The sequence below is a fragment of the Halomonas heilongjiangensis genome (assembly GCF_002879645.1).
Taxonomy (GTDB): Bacteria; Pseudomonadota; Gammaproteobacteria; order Pseudomonadales; family Halomonadaceae; genus Halomonas; species Halomonas heilongjiangensis.
The window spans coordinates 1-22,490 of record NZ_PNRE01000069.1 but is presented as its reverse complement, the minus strand read 5'-3'; the positions used below and the strand labels follow the sequence as shown (position 1 = coordinate 22,490).

Below are 22,490 nucleotides of genomic sequence, written 5' to 3'. Positions count from 1 at the left end.
AGGCGGCATCGAAGCCGTACTTGTCCAGCGCCTGCTTGAGTGCGGCCGTCTTCATCACGTCGGTGTACTTGGCACTGCCGTGGTCGAAGGGGTTGATGTTCGCCGCTCGCCCCTCCTCGTTGATGTGCTCGATCAGCTCCATGCCCGATTCCGCCGCCATGCGATCGCGGAAGGCGATCATCTCGCGGAACTTCCAGGTGGTGTTGACGTGCATCAGCGGGAACGGCGGCGGCCCGGGATAGAAGGCCTTGCGCGCCAGGTGCAGCATCACCGAGGAGTCCTTGCCGATGGAGTACATCATCACCGGGTTGCGGAACTCCGCCGCCACCTCGCGGATGATGTGGATCGACTCGGCCTCGAGCTGCTTGAGGTGGGTCTGGCGTTCTACGGATAACTCTGACATGGCATTTCCAGGGTTTCGATTGAGTGATGCTGACCAGCTCGCTACGAGCCCCGGGCTACGGGCTACGGGCTACGAATCGGCCATTGATGACTTAGTGCTCGGACCTCGCAGCCCGTAGCCCGATACTGGTGCGTGCGCCCTCTCCCACCGTCCTGCTTCCAGCGCTGCGGCCGGATTGCGCGTTTCATCGGGCCATTGGGGATGCCAACACCTGATCGGCCCTACTGCGAATCGTGTCTTCCGCCAGGAAATCACCGCCCAGGGTCACCTTAAGCGAGTGCCCTGCCCCTTCGGCCCACTCCAGCAGCTTGGCCTTGAGCGCGGCCTGGGCATGGGGGTCGCCGTGTACCAGGCGCACTTCGTGCGGCGGGTGGCGCATGCGGCGCACGAAGTTGAGCAGGTCATGCTGGTCGGCATGGGCCGAGTAGCCGTTCACGGTTTCCACCCGGGCGCGAATGTCGATGCGCTGGCCATCCAGCATCACCCAGCCGCCGCTGGGGCCATGGCGCTGGATGTCGCGGCCCGGGGTGCCGGCGGCCTGGTAGCCGGTGAAGAGCACGCAGTGGCGTGGATCATTCAGCATGCGCTTGAGGTAGTTCACCACCCTGCCCCCGCTGACCATGCCGCTGGCGGCGATCACCACCGCGGGCCGGCCGCTCTCGGCCAGGTAGGCCACGGTGCGCTCGTGGGCTTCGTGGCCGTCCACGGTGTAGAGGTTCTCGAAGCTGAGCGGGTGGCGGCCGCGGCGCAGCGTCTGGTGCGCTTCGGCGTCCCACCAAGGCTTGAGTTCGCGGTACACCTCGGTGAAGCGGGCGGCCAGGGGCGAGTCGACGACGATCTCGAGCTCGCGCCAGCGCTCGTCACGGCCGTTGTGTATCAGCCCTTCCAGCTCGTAGAGCAGCTCCTGGGTGCGGCCCACGCTGAAGGCGGGGATCACCACGGTGCCGCCGTTCTCCAACGCTCTATCGATGGCGGCCTTGAGCCTGTCGCGGCGGTGGCGCCTGTCTTCGTGCTGGCGGTCGCCGTAGGTGCTCTCCAGCACCAGCACGTCGGCCCGGTATGGCGGCTTGGGTGCGGGCAGCAGCGGTGCGTAGGGCGCGCCCAGGTCGCCGGAGAACACGGTGCGCTGGCCTTTTCCCTGGAGCTGCCCGCTGGCCTTGTCCCGGGTATCCACTTCCACGTAGGCGGAGCCGAGGATGTGCCCGGCGCGCTGCAGCTTGACGCGAAGGCAGTGGCGTTCGTCGTCGAGCACGGTGTGCCAGCGCTGGTAGTCCAGCGCCACCAGCCGCCCCTGTACTTCGGCCAGGAAGCGTTCGATCAGGGCGCGGTCGCGGGTGAAGCCGACTTTCAGGGCGTCTTCGATGACCAATGGCAGCAGCCGTGCCGAGGGCACCGAGCAGAGGATCGGCCCCTGGTAGCCCGCCGCCAGCAGGTAGGGCAGCCGGCCGATGTGGTCGATATGCACGTGGGTGACCACCAGCGCCAGCACGTCTTCCACCGGGAAGCGCACTTGGTGCTGCTCGAGGCTATCGAGGTGCTCGGCGTCCTGCCCCTGGAAGATGCCGCAGTCGACGAGCAGGGCCCGGCCCGGGGCGATCTGCAGGCGGTGGCAGCTGCCGGTGACGCCCGCCCCGCCGCCGTGGTGGCGTATGTTCACGTTGCCTTCTTATCCGCAGCTAATCGCGGCTTCGATATCTTCCCGTTCGAGGTCGGGCATTTCCTCTCGGATCTGCTCGGTCGTCAAACCCGGTGCCAGCAGATCAAGCACATCGTCTACCCGAATTCGCATCCCGCGAATGCAGGGCCGACCACCGCACTGGTCGAGGTTAATCGTAATTCTTGATTAAAGGTTGCGCATGATTACCTTCTGACGGGGCACATCCACAAGATTAGACGTTATTGAACCCGCGATACCACTCCACGAGATGAAGACATCGAGGTTACATCCTTGGGGTCTGACCCTGACCCCGGGGGCAGATTCCGGTGCCGAGGCTGGCATCCCGGGGGTCAGCCCCCGGAGGCGGCGCCTGCGTCGGTAACCCGCCTCGCTACCCGTCTGTCTTCAACTGCCTGGCAGGCTGGCCCGCAGCGCCCTCTCCCACCGCTCATCCCGCTGGCCGCAGACGATGAACCAGGGGTTGAGCACGCTGTCCTGCTGATTGCAGCGCAGCGGCTTGAGGGTGTTGGCGTCGAGCACTTCGCCGCCGGCGGCGGTGACCACGGCTTGGGCGGCGGCGGTGTCCCATTCGCAGGTGGGCGCGAGGCGCGGGTAGAGGTCGGCGGCGCCCTCGGCGACCAGGCAGAGCTTGATCGAGCTGCCCATGGAAACGCACTCATGGTTCGGCAGCTCGGCGCAGAAGGCCTCGAACTCGGCGGCGCCGTGGGAGCGGCTGCCGACCACCTTCCAGGGCGCGGCAGCGGGGTCGGGCAGCTCGCGCACCCGCACCTGGGAGTAGATGCCACTCTTCACCTTGAAGGCCTCCCCACCCACCAGGCCGACCCAGGTGGTGCGCAGCACGGGGGCATGCACGATGCCGAACACCGGCACGCCCTGCTCGACCAGCGCCACGTTGAGGGTGAACTCGCCATTCTTCTTGATGAACTCCTTGGTGCCGTCCAGCGGGTCGATCAGCCAGTAGCGCTCCCAGCCCTGGCGGGTCTCGAAGGGAATCTCGCCGGATTCCTCGGAGAGCACCGGAACGCCCGGCGCCCATCGTTCGAGCAGCGCCACCAGCGCATGGTGAGAGGCCATGTCCGCCTCGGTGAGCGGGCTCTTGTCGTCCTTGGTTTCCACCGCGAAGTCCTGCGCGTAGATCGCCAGGACGTCGCGCCCCGCGGTGTGAACGCCCTCGACCAGGCGGGCACGCATCTCATTCGTCACGAAATGGGTCACTGTTACTCCTCGAAGAGTCGGCTTCGTGTCTCGAGCTACATAATGGCCTATAGCTCGAGGTTCCTCGCGTCTAAAACTTCCACACCAACGGTATCAAACTCACCGCGGTGGCGCCGACGATCAGGCTCAGCGGGGCGCCCAGCCTCAGGTAATCGGTAAAGCGATAACCGCCGGGGCCCAGAACCATCAGGTTCGTCTGGTAACCGAGGGGGGTCATGAAACTGGCGGAAGCCGCGAACATGATGGTGATGACAAAGGGCATGAAGTCGACACCCAACTGCTCGGCCACGGCGACGGCAATGGGGAACATCAGCACCGCGGCGGCATTGTTGGTGATCAACTCGGTGAAGATCACCGTCATCAGATAGACCAGTGCCAGGGCCGCCCAGGGAGCCAGGTCGTCGATCAGCAGCAGCCACTGGGCGATCTGTGCCGCGGCGCCGGTCTGTGTCATGGCGGCCCCCAGGGCGAAGGAGGCAGCGATCACGACCAGCACCGAAAGATCCACATAGCGCCGTGCCTTGCTGGCCGGCACACAACGCGTAACCAGCATGCCGCCACCGGCCAGCAAGGCGGCTTCCAGGATGCTCAACACTCCACTGGCACTGGCCGCCACCATGGCTGCCAGGATCGCCAGTGCCACGGGCGCCTTGCGGAAGTCCGGCGGCGTGGAGTCGTTCAGCCCGCTGACCAGCAGGAAGTCCTTGCGGTAGCGGTACTGGTCGACGAAGTCCTGTGAAGTTTCCAGCAGCAGCGTATCGCCAACCTGCAGCCGGATATCACCCAGCTTTCCCGGCAAGCGCTTGCCATGGCGCGAGATCGACAGGATCACGGCCTGGTAGCGGGAACGAAACCGCGACTGGCGTACCGTCTGGTTCAGGCCGGCGAAGTCGGGGCCGATCACCACCTCCACCAGGCAGCGCCGGTGATGGGCAATATCAAGCTTGTGCACATCGCCACCGGCCGGCCTCAGGCCGTGGATGCGGCGCAATTCGCGGGCGCACTCCGGGGCGCCGATGAACACCAGGATATCGCCGGCCAGCAGTTCGGTATCAGGCGGCACCGCTGTCAGCAAGCGACCATGGCGCTCGATGTCGGCCAGATAGCCGTGGCTCAGGTGGCGCAGCCCGGCACCGGCAATGGTCTTCCCGACCAGCGGGCCCTTGTCATCCACCAGCACCTCAACGGCATACTCGCGGGCCTGTTCGAGCTGCTCCAATACCCCTTGACGATTGGGCAGCAACCGGTCGGCGAACAGATAGACGAAACCGCCCCCCACCAGCACCAGCGGCACGCCGACCCAGGCCAGCGAGAACATGGAGAGCGCGATGCCCTTCTCGCTCTGCAGCAGGCCATCCACCACCAGGTTGGTACTGGTGCCGATCAGCGTGCAGGTGCCGCCGAGGATGGCCGCATAGCTCAGCGGCAGCAGCAGCTTGGAGGGAGGCAACCTGAGGCGTGCTGCCCATTCCTGGATCGCAGGAATAAACATCGCCACCACGGTGGTGTTGTTCATGAAGGCGCTCAGCCCGGCGGAGGGCAGCAACACGCGTAGTTGCGCCTGACGCAGCAGTCGCGGCTGCCCCAGCAGGCGATGAGCCAACCATTGTATCGCCCCGGTCTCCTTCAGCCCCGCGGCCACCACATAGAGCGTCGCGATCGTCAGCACCCCAGGGTTGGAAAAACCTACCAATGCATCGCCAGGTGCCAATATTCCCGAAATCACCAGAAATGCCAACGCCCCCATGAGAACCACATCCGCCGCAATCCGCGTGAAAGCAAGGAAGGCGAGTACGACACAGACCACACCCAGTGTTAGAAACGCATCAATGCTGAACATAAATCGGCATCATCGAAGTCAACAGTGTGCCCTCATGGCCGTCATACACGGATAAATCTGACGCCGTCATTGACCAACTCGTCGAGGTGTCTCTTGTAGCGATCATCAAGCGTTTTTCTGGTTTCATCGGGCAACAGCTTCATCTTCGCCCGTCCGACACCTGTTCTCTGCACCTCCTCCAACACCTTTCTAACCACCCTCTTCAGCTTCTTCTTCTTTCTTGGGCTGATGGCACTGCTCCGATTGATGAGCTTGTTTATCGCCACCATCAGGTTCATATAGTGTTTACCAAGGGAGACATTCTTATCTGAATTTTCTTCATACGAAAGCTCACCGTCATCAGCGCCATCATAAAAGAAGTCGAGAAGCCTGGAATTTATGTATTTATAATTACCCTTGTAATCTTCATACTTCCATAACAGCACGTTCTCATCGCCAAAGTTTTCACGAAGCGCATTTACCACCGGCTTCCAGCTCAGCTCCTCTACAACGACACCACTGAGGTACTCATCAAAACTCTTCCCGGAGCCATTCTTCACTAGCCAATTATAGGTAGACTCTATAAAGTCAGCATAGCCCCTGACACAGAAAACAACTTTTATATTTTTCCCTTGAAAAGACTTCTTGATCAACTCTATCGATTGCTCAGCCGCCGGGTAGATGGTTCGGGATCTACCCAGATGCATGCTACCAAGAAGCCCTTCGTACGATATGAACACACTCTTGCTTTTGGAGGAAGCTAGTTTTACAAAAAACCTCTCCAGCTTGGCAGGCCTTTTGGCACCAAGATTACGCTCAACATGATTCCGCCAACTCATGAACTGATGCAGACCATGCTGGCTCAGCGTCCTCTTGAGTACCAAAGATGTATCCAGAGAATCGAAATATTTCTTATTCGACCGAAAAAGTTTTTGCATATACGTAGTGGCGGTTTTGTGAGCCCCCAAGTGAAGAAAAATGTCATTCGGCATAGGATCCTCAATTATGTTGACAGTCACCGATCATGTGCCACTCCCAATCTATAGAGAAGCTCGGCGCCACCATTGTCACTCAAGAGCTGTCGCCGATAAGCCTCTTTCGCTTCGACCCATAAGCCTCTCTTTTGATGATAGACACCCACACCAAACTGTGCGGGCTCGGGGTCATCATCGAGCTCTATCGCTTTCTGATAAGATTCATGGGCCTGCGCTGAATTCCCCGCTTCTTCGAGGTTGAAGCCTCGCCGGTAGAAAGCCGCCGGGGAAGGGCGACGTTTCGCGCTTTCTGCGAATGCCTCGGCTGCCTGCTCGTGCCGGTTCATCGCCTCCAGGGCTTCACCCAACTGGAAAAATCGGTGCGGTCGATCTGGTTGAAGCTCCAGGCCGGCCTGAAGCGCTTCTATCTCCAGCCACCATTTTTTCTGCTTGCGCAAGATAGTCGAAAGCTTATATATCACCTTGTGACTGTGTGGATTGACCGCCCAATAATCCCGACACACATCGGCAGCCATATCCAGCTTCTTGTTGGCGACCAAGGCATCTACATAACGCAGCGCATACTTCTCATTTCCCAAGCTCATGCCGTAGCTTTTTTCGTAGAACTGCTCGGCAACGTCGTACGGTTTGGCCATCTGATGATAATAGCCAGCGCGATATTAATGTGCAGCAGAGCTCAACCCGATATTATCCGAATACCGTTTTATACTTCTGGCCGCATACTTCCATATTCCAGCCTTGGCAAACACCATGCTGATAAAATAATCAAGGCGTGAAATGGCAGCTATTGAAGAAACGTTGAATGAGAGGCTCTTGTTCATGACAACTCCACATCCCTTATCTTGTCGAACGACTCCAGCAGGCTCTCCCCCACTTCAATCGCATAATTGTATTTACCCTGCCTGATCGCCGTTTCGAACTCCCAGCAATATGCAGCAAGCCGTATATCATTGATGCCGTAGCTTGGCGTTATGTCCTTGCGTCTGCTCCTGACAGATTCCACGATGTCGGCCAACTCGAGATCATCCAGGTTGTTCGCCATCTCGATACCGATCGGCTGCAAGGACCACCGCCCCCATGTCAGCACCTTATATGCTCTTCCCTCAGTACCACGACGAGCGATACCCACGGCGTTGTCGTTACGAATATCAGGATTATGTATATACAGTGGCAAGCCCTTGAGAACAGAATTCAGTTCATCGATGCTGTTCATCAATCGCTGGTAACAGATGATTTCGTTCTCTCTATCAGCCGCAATGGACAGCCGTCCGATCATTTCTTCGGTAAGACGGTCCTGCATAAGTGGATGAGATTTCCGATATTCTCTGACCAATCTTTTAGGTGGTTGAATGCCCCAAAGATCCATGAAGATTTCAAGCTTTTGAGTACGCCATACGGCCGGAGGAACCTGCCTGCCATAACGTACCAGCTGGGTCTTGAAGCCACCAACCGTTTCGCTCAGCAGGGAATCAGGCGCATGGACCCGCTCTCTTTCGACATATGAGAACAGCAGCTCTTCTTTATCGAGCAAATGGTGGAAACGGGGGTGAAAGACCTGCAGCAAGTGTTTGGTAGCCAGGTTTCCACGTGGACCTTGGGTACTGATCTCGAAGAAGGAGATGCCGGATACGGGGGAATCACGCCAATGAGAGACCGCAGGGCCTGCGTCGCCAAGGCACTCTCTCATCTGTTTCTCGATGAGTTGATCGCGAGCCTCGGGCATGAAATATCTTCTGACTTCCTTCTTGCCTTTCTTCTCTCCACCATGATAATACTTCTTCTTGAAGAACAAGGCATCGACTTGCCTGTTATCCCTGGACAAGGAAACCACGCCAGAGACAACATTCGCGGATGATTTAACGCACTGCCTCATCACTATCAAGGAAAGAAGTGACAACAACAAATTGGTTTGATCAACTTGAACCGAGACATACGGATATAAAATAAAGAGAAACGACGACAGGAAGGTTATCGAAGAAATGATCCCGATATAACTCTTGTAGTTGTTCTTCAAATAACTTCGGAACTTCATCAATGGCACGTCTTTTCTTTTCTTTATCAGCCGATGCCCTTCCTTGTCATTCGTTACCAGGGCCGTCAGCAAAAAAGCACCCAGCGAGATTCCCACCATGAATATCAATAGGCCTAGGTTGACGAAACCGATGACAACGGAGCCTATAACAACGAAAATGGCAGCCGCAGATAGCTGTGTAATCCTTTCGTAGTAGTCCTTCGCAACGGCCTGTTGGCGACTCAACACAGCAACCTTGCTGCTCTTTTCGAGCACCTGTGCTGCTCCCAACCTGGATAGATTCCTTATCAAGGCATCAAGGGAAAGGGCAAGAACGTAAGACAAGACGGCTGCAATCGCCAGCCATAGAATCCAGTCTGATTTTGCATGTTCTTCTATGAAAAAAGCAAAATATCGAGGAACACCGTCCGATCCTGCGAGCAGGAGCACCTTGAGAGGAAGAAGAAAAGCGAGGAGCTTCGCTATCCGTGAAATCGTGGACGAACCGATAACCACAAGATTGACAACCGGGTTTGATACCAGAAGTAGCTTTACAACCCTTGCAAGCCACAGGCAGTTTCCCCAAGCCTCCTTGAATAGTTTCATCGCTTTCTTTTCAGCCTATTAAAGATGCCAGACAAAGCACGACGGAAGGTCAGCCTATACGCTCTTGCTGGTGCTATTTCTTGACTAACAGCGGACATGCGTCCAGAAGCTTTTCATAGTCGAAGTTTATCATTCTCTCGTCGAAATCAAATGCCCCTAATAAATTCACCAGGTCCAACGAGCCGCTGTCCATGTCATAGCTCTGCGAATCACGAACCTTGTTTACCGTCAGAAAATAGTCATAGAACTTGAAATCCCCGCCCTTGGGTGTATGCGACTCCAGCCAGGCACTGGGAATTCCATACGAATCCGCAATAATCAAGCCGTGCAACGATGAAGTAATGATTCGCTTGCAGGACAGCATGTCCTTGATAACACTTTCTACATCCTCCGTTTTGAGGAAGATTTTCTTTACACCACTACCAAAATTGCGCTTGACCCATTTTCGCTCCGACCAGCGCAGGACCACACCCACTTCCCATTTTTTCTCGACATCCGGCCAGTAGTACATGGGCGTAAGCAGGGCTGGATCGCCGTATACGCGAGGACAGTCCACCCCGGCGTTCATTACCTTGGTCCTGGTCAGTGGCCCCCGCACTGCAAGATACCTTGCCTCTTTGGCAACCTGTCGCTTGCTTTCGGTACCGAACGACCCTGTTCCCCATACAATGCTATTGTCTGTGGTTCTCTTGAGAATGGAACCGACCGCAATATAGGCGTTCTCGCTACCGTCACTGTATACGACTTCCTTTCCCGTCATTTTCTGAAACAGCCACGGGGAAAGCAGATCACCAAAATTCTCGGTATTGATCCAGTAAGTGAGAGGTATTTTTTCACCTCCAAGCACACCCGAAACTGGAGAGTATTTTCCCCGTAACACTTCAAGGTTGCGTTTATGTGCTTCAACAAGATGGTTACTCACTTACATATTCCTCTTGAGAAAATTGAAGTAACAGTTCGGCCACACGCCTTGAGCTACAGCCTCGATACTCTGGAGAAAGATAGTCATCCAGGAATTGATGGACTTTTTCGTCCAGACCGGCCCCTTGGTCTATAAATTCGATGACATCTTCAATGCAGGTGGCGTGCAGTCCAATTTTTTTCTTGAATATCAGGGCCTCTGCGCTGCCTGGAAGGTACTCTATGATTCGATCGCCTATCAACCAGGAAGGGAAGATGACCGGCTTTCCCAGAGCCCATGCTTCATAGACCATGGTGCCAAAATCTGAAATCACATAATCGGCATCAAGCAGCTTATCAACCGTTGGCTTCTTGCTCTTCCTGTTTCGTGGATGCAGTGCCGTTTCTATTTCATACTTGCTTTCAAGCAGAGGAATATATTTCTCGAATTCGGGATAGGATGACGTGGATAACTGATCATCCCCCCGGCGAGCCCTATCGTGGGTTGGCGCCCAAAGCACTCTTGGCTTTCTTGCAATGCCATCGACATCTTTATTTTCAACTCGCTCAGCCTGGAGCCTTAACAATTGATCCAGGCGGGGCCAGCCGACACAATGTATCTGGTTATCGAGGAGCGCGATCTTCTGGTTTTTAAGCAATCTTCTCTTGAGCCAGGGACCAGGCACCAGTAGATGCTTGCGTCGATTGACAAGCTTGCCACCATCACCGTCGCCTATCAGCATATAGTTCTTGTCTGCCACTCCATGTGACATCAAGACATCGGCCGTGCCGCGAATGAATAGATCGAAGCTGACCTCGTTCGCGCGGGGCTCATATAACGCCTTTAGTGTATCCCGATGGATATGATCTGGAAGCTCGGCCTTGATGAGATCCAATATCTGGTTTTCGACACTCTTATAATTCTTGCTTGCCCGATATACGAAATTAATACGTGCCGACTTCGATTGGCTGCGAAAGACAGCCCGAAGCAATTCTATCACCTTGCTCATCTCAAGCTTCCATATATATTTGCCGTTTGCTAATCAACTGATGTCATGCTCATATATATTTATTGGCATAGAGCTTCCCAGCCACCTCACGAATAACGCGATTTTCGATCAGGCGCTGTTTCAATTGCCGGGCATCCTGTGGTTCAGTTTTAGAAAACACATAGAGGCGCTTGATGAACAATGCAACCGACAAGAAACTCTTGGTAATGGTCAGGTTGGGTGTAGACAGCGTGCAGTCGAAGCTCTTGACTGGCACACGCCAGTCGCCATAATTTTCTGTCAGGTATTGATCGGCCTGCCTCGGTGCCAGGACTGGCACACCGTCCAACTCTCTTTCCTCAAGATCGTACGGAGTATTTTCCCACCGATGAATGCTTGAACCATGCCATATCACGCCATCTTCGAGATGATGAACGAAGATATCGATATTGATGCCACTGGCATGTACGAGCTTGATCAAGGCAATGTCTTTCTGAACGGAAAAAAGCTTCCCCTGTCCCTTGATGATCTTTAAATGGTGATCGACCTTCTTTACTGCAAACTCAGGCGCCATGGCGAGTTTTCTGATCAACGCGGTGGCATTGACATCTTCGATGTTAATCCCAACATCAATATCATAGTCATGCTTGAGAAACCCACCCTCCCTGTGCAGACCAAGAAACGTTCCAGAAATGACATACCACGGATATTCATTATTTGGCAGCACTTCCTGAAGACAGCTTAGGGCTTCCCTGGCATCCTCCAGAGAGAAATCGCCTTCCCTGTCGCTCTTTTTCGCCTGTGTGGGGTTTCCGTCGAGCTTGCCTATTACCGATAAAAGTTGATCGGTAACATGGTAGAAGTCGTTCTCCATGGCTTGAATTTTATCATCATCTTCCCGACCTTCAATTGCACTGTGCAGTTTTGCCGCTTGTATATATAGCTTATCGGAAAGATAATCTCCTTCTGGTAAATTCTTTTTCCTTGCCTCTAGATACCCATCGACCTCATCCAAACCATTACTGTCGAGCCCTTCGGTAAAAAAGAAGAAGGGATCCGGAACCGGGTTGACCTTCACCCAGCTGGTTTTGGTAATCCACCCGGCACGTCGAAACGCTACCTTTAAATCCCCACGCCGAAACTCATGCCGCAGGGAGGCGGAAATCGGCTGTGAGCCAGTCGCAATCATGCAACCCAACCAGCCTAATCCAGCAAGTACTTCCGTGAGCCAGCGGCTGTGGCCACGGTTCATGAAATTGATTAAACGGTAGCTTTTTTCAAGCTGCATTATCAACACTCTTCTCGATGATATCCTTGAATCTCTTCATGGCACCTTCCGGAAAGTCAGAGAGTGAGTCACGCCGTACAGCTCTTCTCTTCCCTGCCAAGGTATCCTCTTCACTGATGTGGGTTATCAGCTCCCTGACCTCCTCACCATTGGCAAGGACATAGGCGCCCTGACTCGACGGAAACTTTGTTGCAAGCTCATCCTCAGAACTGTTCTTTACATTACAGAGGATGATGGGCTTATTGGTAACCAGAAACTCATTCAATACGCTTGAGATATCCGTGACGAGCAGATCACACCTGTTCATGACTTCGTGAATGGACCCGTCGACAATCTCAACTCCATCCCGCTGACACAGCGAGTTGATTCGCTTCAACCACTCTTGATTACGCTTGTTCCTCTCGCCCGTGTAAGGGTGGGGCTTGAAGATGACGTTGAATTTCCCTTCTTTCTTCAAGGACTCCAGCAGCGTGTAACCAAACTCGCTGACCGAACTATAGTTGACATCTTCGACAAAACCTTCCCACGTGGGGGCATACAGGATCGTGCGAATCTGGTGCTCCCCCTCTACAACATCAAGTAATGCTTCAGCCTGTGGGCGGCCAACATACTCGACCTGATCTTCTCTCAACGGCAACCCTGCCTCACGGAGCCTGCGCTCGGCCAACGGCCCCCCAACGAGCAATTTGTCATACGCCATGAGCAGCTTGTTCTGGTTGACGGCCTTGTCACTTTCACCATGATTTATAAAAAAATGATTCAATCGATAATGCCTCAACGACTGAACGTTCTTCATGGTGTTTGCAGGGTATAATACTGTTCTCGCACTACCTGCCGTTGCCAACAAAAACTCCACATCAAACTGCGTTCTGGCAAAATATACGGGGATACTTGTCTTATCCATGCCTGCAAACACCGTGCGTTCTCGCACGACGATTGCTACCTGCTTCTCGATGTTTTCAAGCACGGGGATCCATTGATTGATCTGATAGGCAACATTTTCCAGACCAGACACATACGCTATTACTCGAGGAGAATCTGAAACGTAGGCATCCTTGTTTTCCTTCAGGATTTTCTTCCTGGCTGCGACCCTGCGAGCAATGCGCCATATCGCCCTGCTCGCCGCCAGGTAGCCACTTGCAACCCACACAAGACCCAGCATGATATTTATACCTGCCATGATGGGAGTAAGAACAAGTAGCAAGGACACCTTATCCAAATATTCTGGATAGACATCTGCTAGTGTCTCTTTCATCTTCTCGAGCGGCACAACCGCGCTGTAGATTTTCTTGTAGAGGGACAGAAGTATCTGGAGGGCCGCAGCTGCCAGAACAAGGAAAATCGCTGAAGCGGTTAGTGCCCCGAAGACAACCGCAGAGACAAACACCAGGAAAAAAGTCAGGAAAAGCAGCAATGATGCCCGCTTGGTCAACGTTCGTAATGAAAGGTTCATACCAAGCCTTGATAATATGCTCTGGTGGAGAGATTCATGCCGATTCCGGGCACGCTACCGCCCGGGGATTGTCCTGGGCGCATTCCCATGCCCTGTTTCCAGCCTGGATACCGTGGGTGAGCACGCAGCGAGGACAAGGTAAGCCTTGAAGTGCCATGACAGGCAAGCATGAATGCTTTCATGCCGGGGTGGCGACTCCTCTCCGCCCCCTTCATCGTCCCTTGCCAAGCCTCGGCTCGGCGACCCCTGCGGTATCGTTTTTAATGGTCGCGCTATTCTACGTCACCACGCGGCCGCGCTCCATGGTCGAGGGCCCGCGGCGCTGTTTGGCTTGCGTATGAGATTAAGTTTTCTTGGGGTTGGGAGCATACAGCACGGGGGGCACCGGTCAATGAGAAAACAGGCACAGAAACAGTGGGATAGTCGGGGAATGGGCGGGGATGGGGCATGCGGGGGCGATCACCGCCGGGCGCCTACAGGGCTGGGTGATCGATGCAGGCATCGGCGGGTGACATGACAGCCGCCATCCGGGGAAATATCCTGCACTTTATCGATGATGGGTGCATGTTCGAAGATGAAGGCGCCGAGGGCGCTTCCCTGGGGTCTGACCCCGTGCCCGATAGGCGTCAGCGGCATGGGCGCCCAGTGGTGACCTCGACATCCCGGGGGTCAGACCCCGGAGGTGGTTCAGGCGCCGAGGCTCGCACCCCGGGGTCAGACCTCGGAGGTGGGTTCAGGCGCCGAGGGCGCTTCCCGGGGGTCAGGCCCCGGAGACGGGCTCAAGCGCCGCCTCTGGAAACGTTTTGCCGGCCGCCAGCACACCCGCTACTGCATTGATTGCGAGGCCATCATTGCCTATCGTGACCGTTGCATGAACCCGTGACCACGGTGCCAGGCGAAGCCAGGGATACAACCGGCCACAACAACCGCCCGGGCGAGAACCAGCCCGCCCATCACCAGGCAAGGAGCGCGGCAGGATGGCAAGGATTCCACCACCCGGCAGTCCCCGCCTCACGGCCGGGGATAATCCGCGATGATCCGCAAGCTGCTGCGAAGAAAATCGATCGAGGTCTGGGTCGTCAAGCAGATCGATGAAGATGTCCTGCACCTCTGCGGCATCGGCACCCCGCAAACCGAACAGAAGCGCAAGGCCGTGATCGAGGCACTGGAACGGGGAGACTACCGAGGCGGTGTGCGCATCGGCAAGACCGGCGTGGTCCTCAACAGCCGGCTCTTCGCCGCACTGATCCCGCTGGAGGCGCTCACCCTCGAGCACGAACGCCTCGCCCTCTGGCAGGACCGAACCTGGCAGATCTCCCGAGTGCCACAGCGCTGCTGGCATCACGAAGGACGCCTGATCGCCCACCTCGACCCCCTCGGCAATCACTCGGGCCTGGTCAGCAGCGAGGATGTCTCCACCATTCGCGACAGCATCGACCCCGCCACCAACACGCCAGCGACCGTCGAATTCCGCCCCGGCGATGCCCTGGAAGATCCCACCGCCGATATCCACGAGGCCATCCACCAGGCCCGGGCCCGGCGCCACACGAAAGACAAGGGCTGGCGGGATGACGGCACCTGGGGCACGAGCCCAAAGCCCCCTGAGGGGTCAGACCCCTAATTCCCCTGAGGGGTCTGACCCCAAATTCTGCTTTGGGTGGAGCGCCACTACTCTGTCGGCCGGCCCGGAAGCCGGCATCGCCACCCTCGATCCAGCCGACAGCTGACAGGAGCGCATCGAAAAGCGGGCGTTAACCACGGCTATTAGCGGGATAACCGAAACGGCACAGTCGCTATGCTGTTGACGTCCATTCCGTTACGGCAACCCCTCATGCCCGCTGATGCCCCGCTCGTTGCGAGCTCCCCACGCCGCCACCGCCGCGAACTGCTGACCGCCAACCGCTTCCTTGGCCTCCACCAGGCGCTGCACGGCCTGTGGGTGAGCGCTCTCGTGCTGGGCATCCTCAACCTGATCGACGTCAGCCCGGCGTGGTGGTGGTGGCTGCCGGCTTACCCGCTCAGCTGGGCCGTGGTCGAACTCCTGTTCCTGCCGCGCCGCCAGGCCATCGCCCTTATCGCCGAACAAGCCAGCCGTGGCGAGGTCGCCAGTGTGGCCCTGAAACACGGCGTGATGCTGCGGGACGTCAGGGTGGTGGATTAGCGCTGAGGGGGTGAGCCAACCTTGGAACCCCGCTTTGGGGTCAGACCCTTAATTCTGCTTTGGGGTCAGACCCCTCAATCAACTTAGGAGACTGCCCGCCGGGACGCCGGCCTCATGACGGCGTTTCGTGCTCCCACTTCACGGCCAGGCGCCCGAGCCATTCGTAGAGGGCGCGTTCCGTCTTGGCCAGGTGCTCTGCCCCCGGCAGCCAGTATCGCCAGCCGCGGCTCTGCCGGCCCGTCAGGTAATGGGTCGGCGCGGGCAGTGGACGCAGCCCCACGGCCTCGAAGTGCCGCTTGGCGCGGGGCATGTGCGATGCCGAGGTCACCAGCACGATGCTGGCTCCCTCGCCCAGGCGGTCGAGAATGGCACGGGCCTCCTCACCGGTATCCAGGGCGGTATCCAGCACGACCAGGCTTGCGTCGGGTACTCCGAGCGCCTTCGCGGCCCGGGCGTACCCCACCGCGACGCCCGGCAACGACGGCTCGCTGCTGCCGCCGCTGACGATCAGCAGGGCATCGGGCTGCGCACGCCACAGCCGCAAGCCTTCCATCAGGCGCGACAGCGAGCTCTCGGAGAGCTGCGCGGTAACGGGCCACTCCGGTGCCGGTTGCCAACCACCGCCCAGCACCACGATGGCCTCGACCGGCATGTCGAGTGGCATCACCATGGCCGGATAGCGCCGCTCCAGGGGCTCGAGCAGGCGATCGGCCACCGGTGCCCAGCTCACCAGCACCAGCAGGCTCACCGCCATGACGCACAGCCCTCCCCCCAGGCGGCGCAGGCCGAATTGCCGCAGCGCCAGGCCGACCACCACGGCTGCCATCATCATGGGCATCGGCATCAGCACCTGCGCGGCCAGGCCTTTCAGGGTTTCGTACATGGCATTCTCCTACTAGGTGCATCCCCATCGGCTGCCGAACAGCCCCTTCTCGATCAACTCACCGGCGCGACAGGCCCCGAATGCAAAACACCCGACAGGGACGACCCCTACCGGGTGCTTTGCCTGGGTATGTCGCGTCGGGAAAATCACCGTCAATCGACACCGCCGGTCGCGGGTCGTGGTTCCCGTCGTCGAGGCCGCGCCCCCGAGGGCCTGGCTCCGGAGCTCCCAAGGCGGTCTCGACATCCCGGGCTCAGACCCCGAAGGCGTCGCCGGGTTCCCCGCAGGGCGGCCAGAAGCGCCAAGGCTTCAGCTATTCCACGATGCCAGCGACGTTCGCCATTGCAGGGCACGATAGGATAGGCAACACCGGTATGCTTTGGGGTCAGACCCCAAAGTGAATTTTGGGGTCTGACCCCAAAGTGGAATTCGAAGAAGGAGTGATCATGCTGAGCCAGCGGGCGCTTGCGTATCTCAACGAGGTAGTTCGGCGCGGGTCGCTGCGGCGGGCGGCGGCGCAGCTGGACGTGGATGCCTCGGCGATCAGCCGGCAGCTGAGGGCGCTCGAGGAGGAGCTGGGGGTGGCGCTGTGCGAGCGCCATGGCGGGGGGATGCGCGCCACCCAGGCGGGGCACCTGCTGGTGCAGCACTACCACGCCCAGCGCTCGGCGGAGGAGGCGGTGCTGTCGCAGTTGATGGCGCTCCAGGGGCTGGCCCGGGGCGAGGTACGCATCGCCGTGGGCGAGGGGTTCATCGCCGACCTGATCTCGGCGCCGCTCGACGCCTTCATGAAGGCCTTCGAGGGCATCGATATCGAGATCCGCATGGCCGGGGTCAACGAGGCGATCTCGCTGGTCAAGGACATGGAGGTGGACCTGGCGCTGCTCTACGCCCCGCCGGTGGACCCCACGCTCCACTGCCATGTCGAGACCCGCCAGCCGCTGGACCTGATCGTGCCGCCCGGGCATCCGCTGCTCGACCTGTCGCGCCCGGTGACCCTGCGCGACCTCGAGTCCTGGCCCCTGGGGCTGATGGACAACCCCTTCGGCATGCGCCAGATGGTCAACCTGGTGGCCCAGCAGGAGCGGGTGCACCTCGAGGCGCGGCTGCACACCAACTCGGTGGCGGTGCTCAAGAACTTCGTGCGTTCTGGCATCGGCGTCACCTTCATGCCGGAGCTGACCGTGATCGACGAGATCGAACGCGGTGAGATCCATGCCCTGCCCCTGGCCTATCCGGTGATGAGCGATGCCCGGGCCCAGATCGTCAGCCGCCGGGGCCGGGAACTGACGGTCGCCGCCAGGACCTGCGTGGCGCACCTGCACCGGGGCATGCGCTTCTTCCATGCTGACGCGCCGCGGCTCGCCCGCCGGCCGGGCTGACGGCTTGTGTTGCATATTTGTCAACACTTAAGGTATTGCATAGTCAACGCGGCAATATCTAGGCTGCTAATGTGCCGGGCGCCAAGGCCCCCGCTCCAGACGTTTCCCTTACCAAACAAGCCCTCAGGAACAACAAGACAAGGAGACTGCGAATGTCCCGCACCCCCCGTTTCCCGCGCACCGCCCTGGCCTCGGCCTGCCTGCTCGGTGCCGCGCTGCTCGCTGGCCAGGCCCTCGCGGCCACCCAGGTCAACCTGAGCTACAACGGCGCCCCGGACCCCGAGAAGAACGCGGTGCATGTCTTCGCCACCAACCTCAAGGCGCTGGTGGAGGAGAAGACCGGCGGCGAGATCGAGCTCGAGCTCTACCCCAACAGCATGCTCGGCGAGGAAGAGGACCGCATGGAGCAGACCATGAGCACGCCGAGCCTCAACGTGGCGTCGTTCGCCGGGGTGTCGCCGCTGGTCGAGGAGCTCTTCGTCAGCGCCATTCCCTTCCTGTTCGACGACTTCGCGGCCGCCCGCGCCTTCTTCGACGAGGGCGAGTACTGGCAGGAAGTGGCGAACGCCCTGCGCGAGCGCAGCGGCATCGAGATGCTGGCGGTGGTGGAGGAAGGCGGCTTCCTGGCCTTCACCAACGACGAGACGCCCATCACCCACCCCGACGACTTCGAGGGCCTGCGCTTCCGTGCCATGGACCCGAGCCAGGTGGCGCTCTACGAGTCGTTCGGCGCCTCCGGCACGCCGATCCCCTGGACCGAGGTCTACATGGCGCTGCGCACCGGGGTGGCCGACGGCCAGATGAACCCGCCGATGTACATCATCCTCGGCAGCCTCTACGAGGTGCAGGACTACCTGACCCTGGCCAACATCCAGTACTCCAACCAGTTCCTGGTCGGCAACGGCGCGATGATCGAGGGCTGGGACGAGGAGCTTCGCGAGGCCTTCCGCGAGGCCGTCGCCGAGGCCAATGCCATGGCCCGCGAGCACAACGAGGCCAAGGTCGACGAGCGCATCGCCTACCTCGAGGAGCAGGGCATGGAGGTGATCCGTCCCACCGACGAGGACCTGGCCGCCTTCCGCGAGATCGGCCAGCCGGCCTACCTGGAGTGGCTCGCCGAGCAGGGGATCGAGCGGCGCTGGATCGAGATGGCGCTGCAGGATGCCGGTATGACCGGGCTGCTCGACTGATCCGGCCCGCCGCCACGCCTAGACGCCCCCGGGCAGGGAGGCCCCCTGCCCGCCTCGATCCTCTGCTGGACCCTTGCCATGACCTCGCTTCGTTCCCGGGTGCTGGCGGTCAGCCGCCCCGTGTCGCTGACCCTGGCCGGCGCCCTGCTGTTGCTCGACCTGGCCGTGATCCTCTACGGCGTCTTCATGCGCTACCTGGCCGGTGGAGCGCCGATCTGGACCGACGAGCTGGCCCGCTTCCTGATCATCGGCAGCGTGATGCTCGCCGCCGGCGCCGTCTGGGTCGAGGGCGGCCACATGCGCGTCGCGCTGATCGAGCGACTGCTGCCGCGCCCGCTGTCGCGGCTGCTCAATCTCTACCAGTGGCTGCTGACCCTGGCGCTGGCCGTGGCCGGCACCCTGGTGAGCTATCGCTATGCCCAGTCGGTGGGCATGTTCACCACCTCGGGGCTCGGCATCAGCCGCAGCGTGCCGCTGATGTCGCTGCCGGTGGGCTTCGCCCTGCTCGCCTGGCACGCGCTCTGGTACGGCCCGGCGCCGCTGCGCACGGTCGAGGAGGACGCCGCATGATCCTGACCATGCTGCTGGTCTTCCTCGGTCATGTGCTGCTGGGGTTGCCGCTGTTCCTGGCGCTGCTGACCACCGCCGTGGTCGGCTTCCTGTTCGTCGACCCGGCCATGCTGCCGCGCATGATGCCGCAGCAGTTCTTCGGCGGGATCAACGTCTTCTCGCTGATGGCGATCCCGCTGTTCATCCTGGCCGGCAACCTGATGAACGTCAGCGGCCTGACCGAGCGCCTGATGGGCCTGGCCCGGCTGCTGGTGGGCCACCTGCGCGGCGGCATGGGCCACGTCAACGTGGTCTCCAGCGTGTTCTTCGCCGGGGTCAACGGCTCGGCGGTGGCCGACACCTCGGCGCTGGGCTCGCTGCTGGTGCCGGCGATGCACAGGGAGGGCTACTCGCGGGCCTTCGCCGCCGGCCTCACCGCCGGCAGCTCGCTGATCGGGCCGATCATTCCGCCGAGCATCTTCATGATCCTCTACGCCTCGCTGACCAACACCTCGGTGGGCGACCTGTTCCTGGCTGGGGTGGTGCCGGGGCTGCTGCTGGAGGCGGCCTTCATGGGCATGAACGCCTGGCACGCCTGGCGCCGGGGGCTGCCGAAGCGCGGCGGCTGGCCCGGAGCAGCCGAGCTGGCGGTGGCCGCGCTCGGCGCCCTGCCCGCGCTGATCGCGCCCTTCATCATCGTCGCGGGCATCGTGATGGGCTTCGTCACGCCCACCGAGTCCGGCGCGCTCACGGCGCTCTACGTGGCGCTGTGCGGGCTCTTCCTGGGCGGGCTGCGGCTGACCGAGTTCTGGCGGGCGCTGGTCGACACCGCCCGGCTCACCGCGGCGATCTTCCTGATCATGGCGGCCTCGGCCACCATCAGCTGGTTGCTCTCCTACGCCCAGGTGCCGGCGCAGTTCGTCGCGCTGCTCTCGCCCTACATCGACAACCCCGTGCTGATCCTGCTGCTGCTCAGCGCCATCACCTTCGTCACCGGGATGTTCATGGAGGAGGTCTCGGCGCTGATGCTGCTGACGCCGATCTTCGCCCCGGTGGCGATGATGGCCGGCATCGACCCGGTGCACCTCGGTATCATCATCACGCTGAACATCACCATCGCGCTGATCACCCCGCCCATGGGCGCCTGCGTGTTCGTCGCCGCGGCGGTGAGCCGGCTGGAGATCGTCTCGCTGTTCAAGACCATCTGGCCCTTCGTGCTGACGGCGATCGCCGTGCTGCTGTTGCTGATCCTGTTCCCTTCGCTGACGCTCTGGCTACCGGCCACCCTTGGATGACCCGATGTCGAACTCCGCTCTCCCTCACCGCTCGCTCAACGCCTGCCCGGCGATCACCCACCGCGCCGAGCCCGACTGGGCCCGGGTGAACCGGATACCGATCGCCGACTGCGGCGAACCGCTGGTGCCCATGAGCCTCGCCCCGTGGCCGATCCGGGTCTACCCGGCCTACGCCCGGCTGGGCATTCCCGGCGCCGTGCCCGAGTGCTTCGTGCGCGAGGGGGTCTACCGGCGCCTGCTCGCCGCGGCCCGCGCCCTGCCCGACGGCTTCGGCCTGGTGGTGCTCGACGGCTGGCGGCCCTGGCGGGTCCAGCAGTACCTCTTCGAGACCCTCAGCGAGGCCCTACGCGCCCACCACCCCGAGGCCGGCGAGGCGGAACTGCTCACCCGCACACGGGAATTCATCTCGGTGCCCAGCCGCGACCCGCAGGCCCCCAGCCCGCACCTCACCGGCGGCGCCGTGGACGTCACCCTGTGCGATGGCGACGGCCTGGCGCTGGACATGGGCACCCTGTTCGACGAGGCCGTGCCCGCCTCGCACAGCGACCACCTCGAGCGGCTCGGCGAGCTCGACCCGCGCCAGCAACGCGCCCGCGACCACCGCCGGCTGCTCTACAGCGTGATGCTCGACCAGGGCTTCACCAACCTGCCCAGCGAATGGTGGCACTACGACCTCGGCGACCAGCTGTGGGCCCGCTACGGCGGCCACGACCGCGCCATCTACGGCCCCACCGAACTCGACACCATCGAGAACCGCTGGCGCCGCCAGCTCGGCTAACCCCCCTGTGGGGTCAGACCCCAAAATCCTCTTAGGGGTCTGACCCCTAAGTCTACTAAGCAGATTGAGGGCTATACTGAGTCTCGAACCGTCCACGGCACAAGGAAGTGCGATATGGCGCGTCCGGCTCGGCTGTTGCTTCCCGATACCCCGCTCCATCTGATTCAGCGCGGCAACAATCGCGGTGCCTGCTTCGTTCATCGCAAGGATGCGCTGCGCTACCTGGAGCTGCTCGGCGAGCTCCGGCAGGTGTATCGGGTCGCCCTGCACGCCTATGTGCTGATGACCAATCACGTGCACCTGCTGGCCACGCCGCAGGAAGACCCCCAGGGCGTGATCCTGATGATGAAGGAGCTCGGGCAGCGCTACGCCCAGTACTTCAACCGCCGTCACCAGCGCACCGGCGGTCTGTTCGAAGGCCGCTACCGCTCCTGCCTGGTGGCGGAAGAGCCCTACCTCTTCGCCTGCTACCGCTATATCGAGCTCAACCCGGTACGCGCCGGCATGGTGCCCGGGGCGGCCGATTACGAGTGGTCGAGCCATCGCGCCAACGCGCTGGGCCGCGACGATCCCATCGTGCAGCCCCATGATATCTACACCGGACTGGGCACCACCCCGGAGACGCGCCGGGGCCGCTACCGCGAGCTCTTCCATGGCGACCTACCACCCCACCTGCTCGACGAGATTCGCCAGCAGACCCGCCGGGGCCGTGTACTAGGCAGCGAAGCCTTCCAGCAGGCCGTCGCCCGCCGCCTGGACTCGTCCCCCTAGCTTTGGGGTCAGACCCCAAAATTCGCTTAGGGGTCTGACCCCACACAAAACTTAGGATCCCGTGCTGCCCCAGCGCCTACCAGAGCGAGGGGATCACGCCGTCCTCCACCCGGCGCTGAGTCTG

21 protein-coding genes are annotated in these 22,490 nt (G+C 60.0%); 8 read left to right on the top strand and 13 right to left on the bottom strand.

From position 1 onward, the window contains the following. The 12 genes from C1H66_RS15685 to C1H66_RS15630 form a co-directional block, all read right to left on the bottom strand. The coding region (locus C1H66_RS15685) for a phosphoadenosine phosphosulfate reductase domain-containing protein (RefSeq protein ID WP_170064166.1) at nucleotides 1-403 on the bottom strand (403 nt) is incomplete at its 3' end. A gap of 184 nt (nucleotides 404-587) precedes the next feature. Beyond that, entirely contained in the window at nucleotides 588-2,060 is a 1,473-nt protein-coding gene (locus C1H66_RS15680; protein ID WP_102628819.1) for an MBL fold metallo-hydrolase RNA specificity domain-containing protein, read from the bottom strand. Nucleotides 2,061-2,069: 9 nt separating this feature from the next. Then, on the bottom strand, nucleotides 2,070-2,234 hold the full coding sequence (locus tag C1H66_RS23545; protein ID WP_370741266.1) for a DUF433 domain-containing protein: 165 nt from the start codon (nucleotides 2,232-2,234) through the stop codon (nucleotides 2,070-2,072). Between the two features lie 231 nt (nucleotides 2,235-2,465). Next, complete coding sequence (gene cysQ, locus C1H66_RS15670) at nucleotides 2,466-3,272, bottom strand: 3'(2'),5'-bisphosphate nucleotidase CysQ (RefSeq protein WP_102628822.1); 807 nt, start codon at nucleotides 3,270-3,272, stop codon at nucleotides 2,466-2,468. 94 nt (nucleotides 3,273-3,366) lie between these two features. Continuing rightward, nucleotides 3,367-5,136, bottom strand: coding sequence for an SLC13 family permease (locus tag C1H66_RS15665; RefSeq protein WP_102628818.1), 1,770 nt, complete (start codon nucleotides 5,134-5,136; stop codon nucleotides 3,367-3,369). 41 nt (nucleotides 5,137-5,177) lie between these two features. After that, entirely contained in the window at nucleotides 5,178-6,107 is a 930-nt protein-coding gene (locus tag C1H66_RS15660) for a sulfotransferase domain-containing protein (RefSeq protein WP_102628817.1), read from the bottom strand. 23 nt (nucleotides 6,108-6,130) lie between these two features. Further along, entirely contained in the window at nucleotides 6,131-6,745 is a 615-nt protein-coding gene (locus C1H66_RS15655; RefSeq protein ID WP_102628816.1) for a tetratricopeptide repeat protein, read from the bottom strand. 182 nt (nucleotides 6,746-6,927) lie between these two features. Next, a complete protein-coding gene (locus C1H66_RS15650) occupies nucleotides 6,928-8,727 on the bottom strand; it encodes a hypothetical protein (protein ID WP_146010736.1) in 1,800 nt (599 codons plus the stop codon). Between the two features lie 73 nt (nucleotides 8,728-8,800). Next, the gene (locus tag C1H66_RS15645) at nucleotides 8,801-9,649 is read right to left on the bottom strand and encodes a polysaccharide pyruvyl transferase family protein (RefSeq protein WP_146010735.1); all 849 of its coding nucleotides are present in this window, start codon (nucleotides 9,647-9,649) and stop codon (nucleotides 8,801-8,803) included. After that, nucleotides 9,642-10,637, bottom strand: coding sequence for a hypothetical protein (locus C1H66_RS15640; RefSeq protein WP_110286105.1), 996 nt, complete (start codon nucleotides 10,635-10,637; stop codon nucleotides 9,642-9,644). Before C1H66_RS15640 ends, C1H66_RS15645 begins: the two co-directional genes overlap by 8 nt. A gap of 49 nt (nucleotides 10,638-10,686) precedes the next feature. Then, nucleotides 10,687-11,904 (bottom strand): LicD family protein, encoded by a 1,218-nt coding sequence (locus tag C1H66_RS15635; RefSeq protein WP_110286104.1) that lies wholly within the window; start codon nucleotides 11,902-11,904, stop codon nucleotides 10,687-10,689. Next, on the bottom strand, nucleotides 11,894-13,318 hold the full coding sequence (locus C1H66_RS15630) for a CDP-glycerol glycerophosphotransferase family protein (RefSeq protein WP_170064165.1): 1,425 nt from the start codon (nucleotides 13,316-13,318) through the stop codon (nucleotides 11,894-11,896). Before C1H66_RS15630 ends, C1H66_RS15635 begins: the two co-directional genes overlap by 11 nt. Nucleotides 13,319-14,390: 1,072 nt before the next feature. Between C1H66_RS15630 and C1H66_RS15625 the strand changes: the two genes are divergently transcribed. Both C1H66_RS15625 and C1H66_RS15620 read left to right on the top strand, forming a co-directional pair. Then, nucleotides 14,391-14,978, top strand: coding sequence for a hypothetical protein (locus C1H66_RS15625; RefSeq protein ID WP_102628811.1), 588 nt, complete (start codon nucleotides 14,391-14,393; stop codon nucleotides 14,976-14,978). A 210-nt stretch (nucleotides 14,979-15,188) separates the two neighbouring features. Beyond that, nucleotides 15,189-15,518: a hypothetical protein gene (locus tag C1H66_RS15620; RefSeq protein WP_102628810.1), complete on the top strand. Its 330-nt coding sequence runs from the start codon at nucleotides 15,189-15,191 to the stop codon at nucleotides 15,516-15,518. Nucleotides 15,519-15,630: 112 nt separating this feature from the next. Here C1H66_RS15620 and C1H66_RS15615 read toward each other — a convergent pair whose 3' ends face one another. Next, the gene (locus tag C1H66_RS15615) at nucleotides 15,631-16,401 is read right to left on the bottom strand and encodes an ElyC/SanA/YdcF family protein (RefSeq protein ID WP_102628809.1); all 771 of its coding nucleotides are present in this window, start codon (nucleotides 16,399-16,401) and stop codon (nucleotides 15,631-15,633) included. A 446-nt stretch (nucleotides 16,402-16,847) separates the two neighbouring features. Between C1H66_RS15615 and C1H66_RS15610 the strand changes: the two genes are divergently transcribed. The 6 genes from C1H66_RS15610 to C1H66_RS15585 all read left to right on the top strand — a co-directional run bounded on the left by C1H66_RS15610 (nucleotide 16,848) and on the right by C1H66_RS15585 (nucleotide 22,366). Continuing rightward, nucleotides 16,848-17,783 (top strand): LysR family transcriptional regulator, encoded by a 936-nt coding sequence (locus C1H66_RS15610; protein ID WP_102628808.1) that lies wholly within the window; start codon nucleotides 16,848-16,850, stop codon nucleotides 17,781-17,783. A 152-nt stretch (nucleotides 17,784-17,935) separates the two neighbouring features. Beyond that, a complete protein-coding gene (locus C1H66_RS15605) occupies nucleotides 17,936-18,973 on the top strand; it encodes a TRAP transporter substrate-binding protein (protein WP_102628807.1) in 1,038 nt (345 codons plus the stop codon). A 78-nt stretch (nucleotides 18,974-19,051) separates the two neighbouring features. Next, the gene (locus tag C1H66_RS15600) at nucleotides 19,052-19,543 is read left to right on the top strand and encodes a TRAP transporter small permease (protein ID WP_102628806.1); all 492 of its coding nucleotides are present in this window, start codon (nucleotides 19,052-19,054) and stop codon (nucleotides 19,541-19,543) included. Continuing rightward, nucleotides 19,540-20,817 carry a TRAP transporter large permease gene (locus C1H66_RS15595; protein WP_102628805.1) on the top strand — a complete coding sequence of 426 codons (1,278 nt, stop codon included), beginning with the start codon at nucleotides 19,540-19,542 and terminating at the stop codon, nucleotides 20,815-20,817. Before C1H66_RS15600 ends, C1H66_RS15595 begins: the two co-directional genes overlap by 4 nt. A gap of 4 nt (nucleotides 20,818-20,821) precedes the next feature. After that, nucleotides 20,822-21,595: a M15 family metallopeptidase gene (locus tag C1H66_RS15590; protein WP_181423437.1), complete on the top strand. Its 774-nt coding sequence runs from the start codon at nucleotides 20,822-20,824 to the stop codon at nucleotides 21,593-21,595. A gap of 114 nt (nucleotides 21,596-21,709) precedes the next feature. Continuing rightward, on the top strand, nucleotides 21,710-22,366 hold the full coding sequence (locus C1H66_RS15585; RefSeq protein ID WP_102628804.1) for a transposase: 657 nt from the start codon (nucleotides 21,710-21,712) through the stop codon (nucleotides 22,364-22,366). Nucleotides 22,367-22,490: the final 124 nt, after the last annotated feature.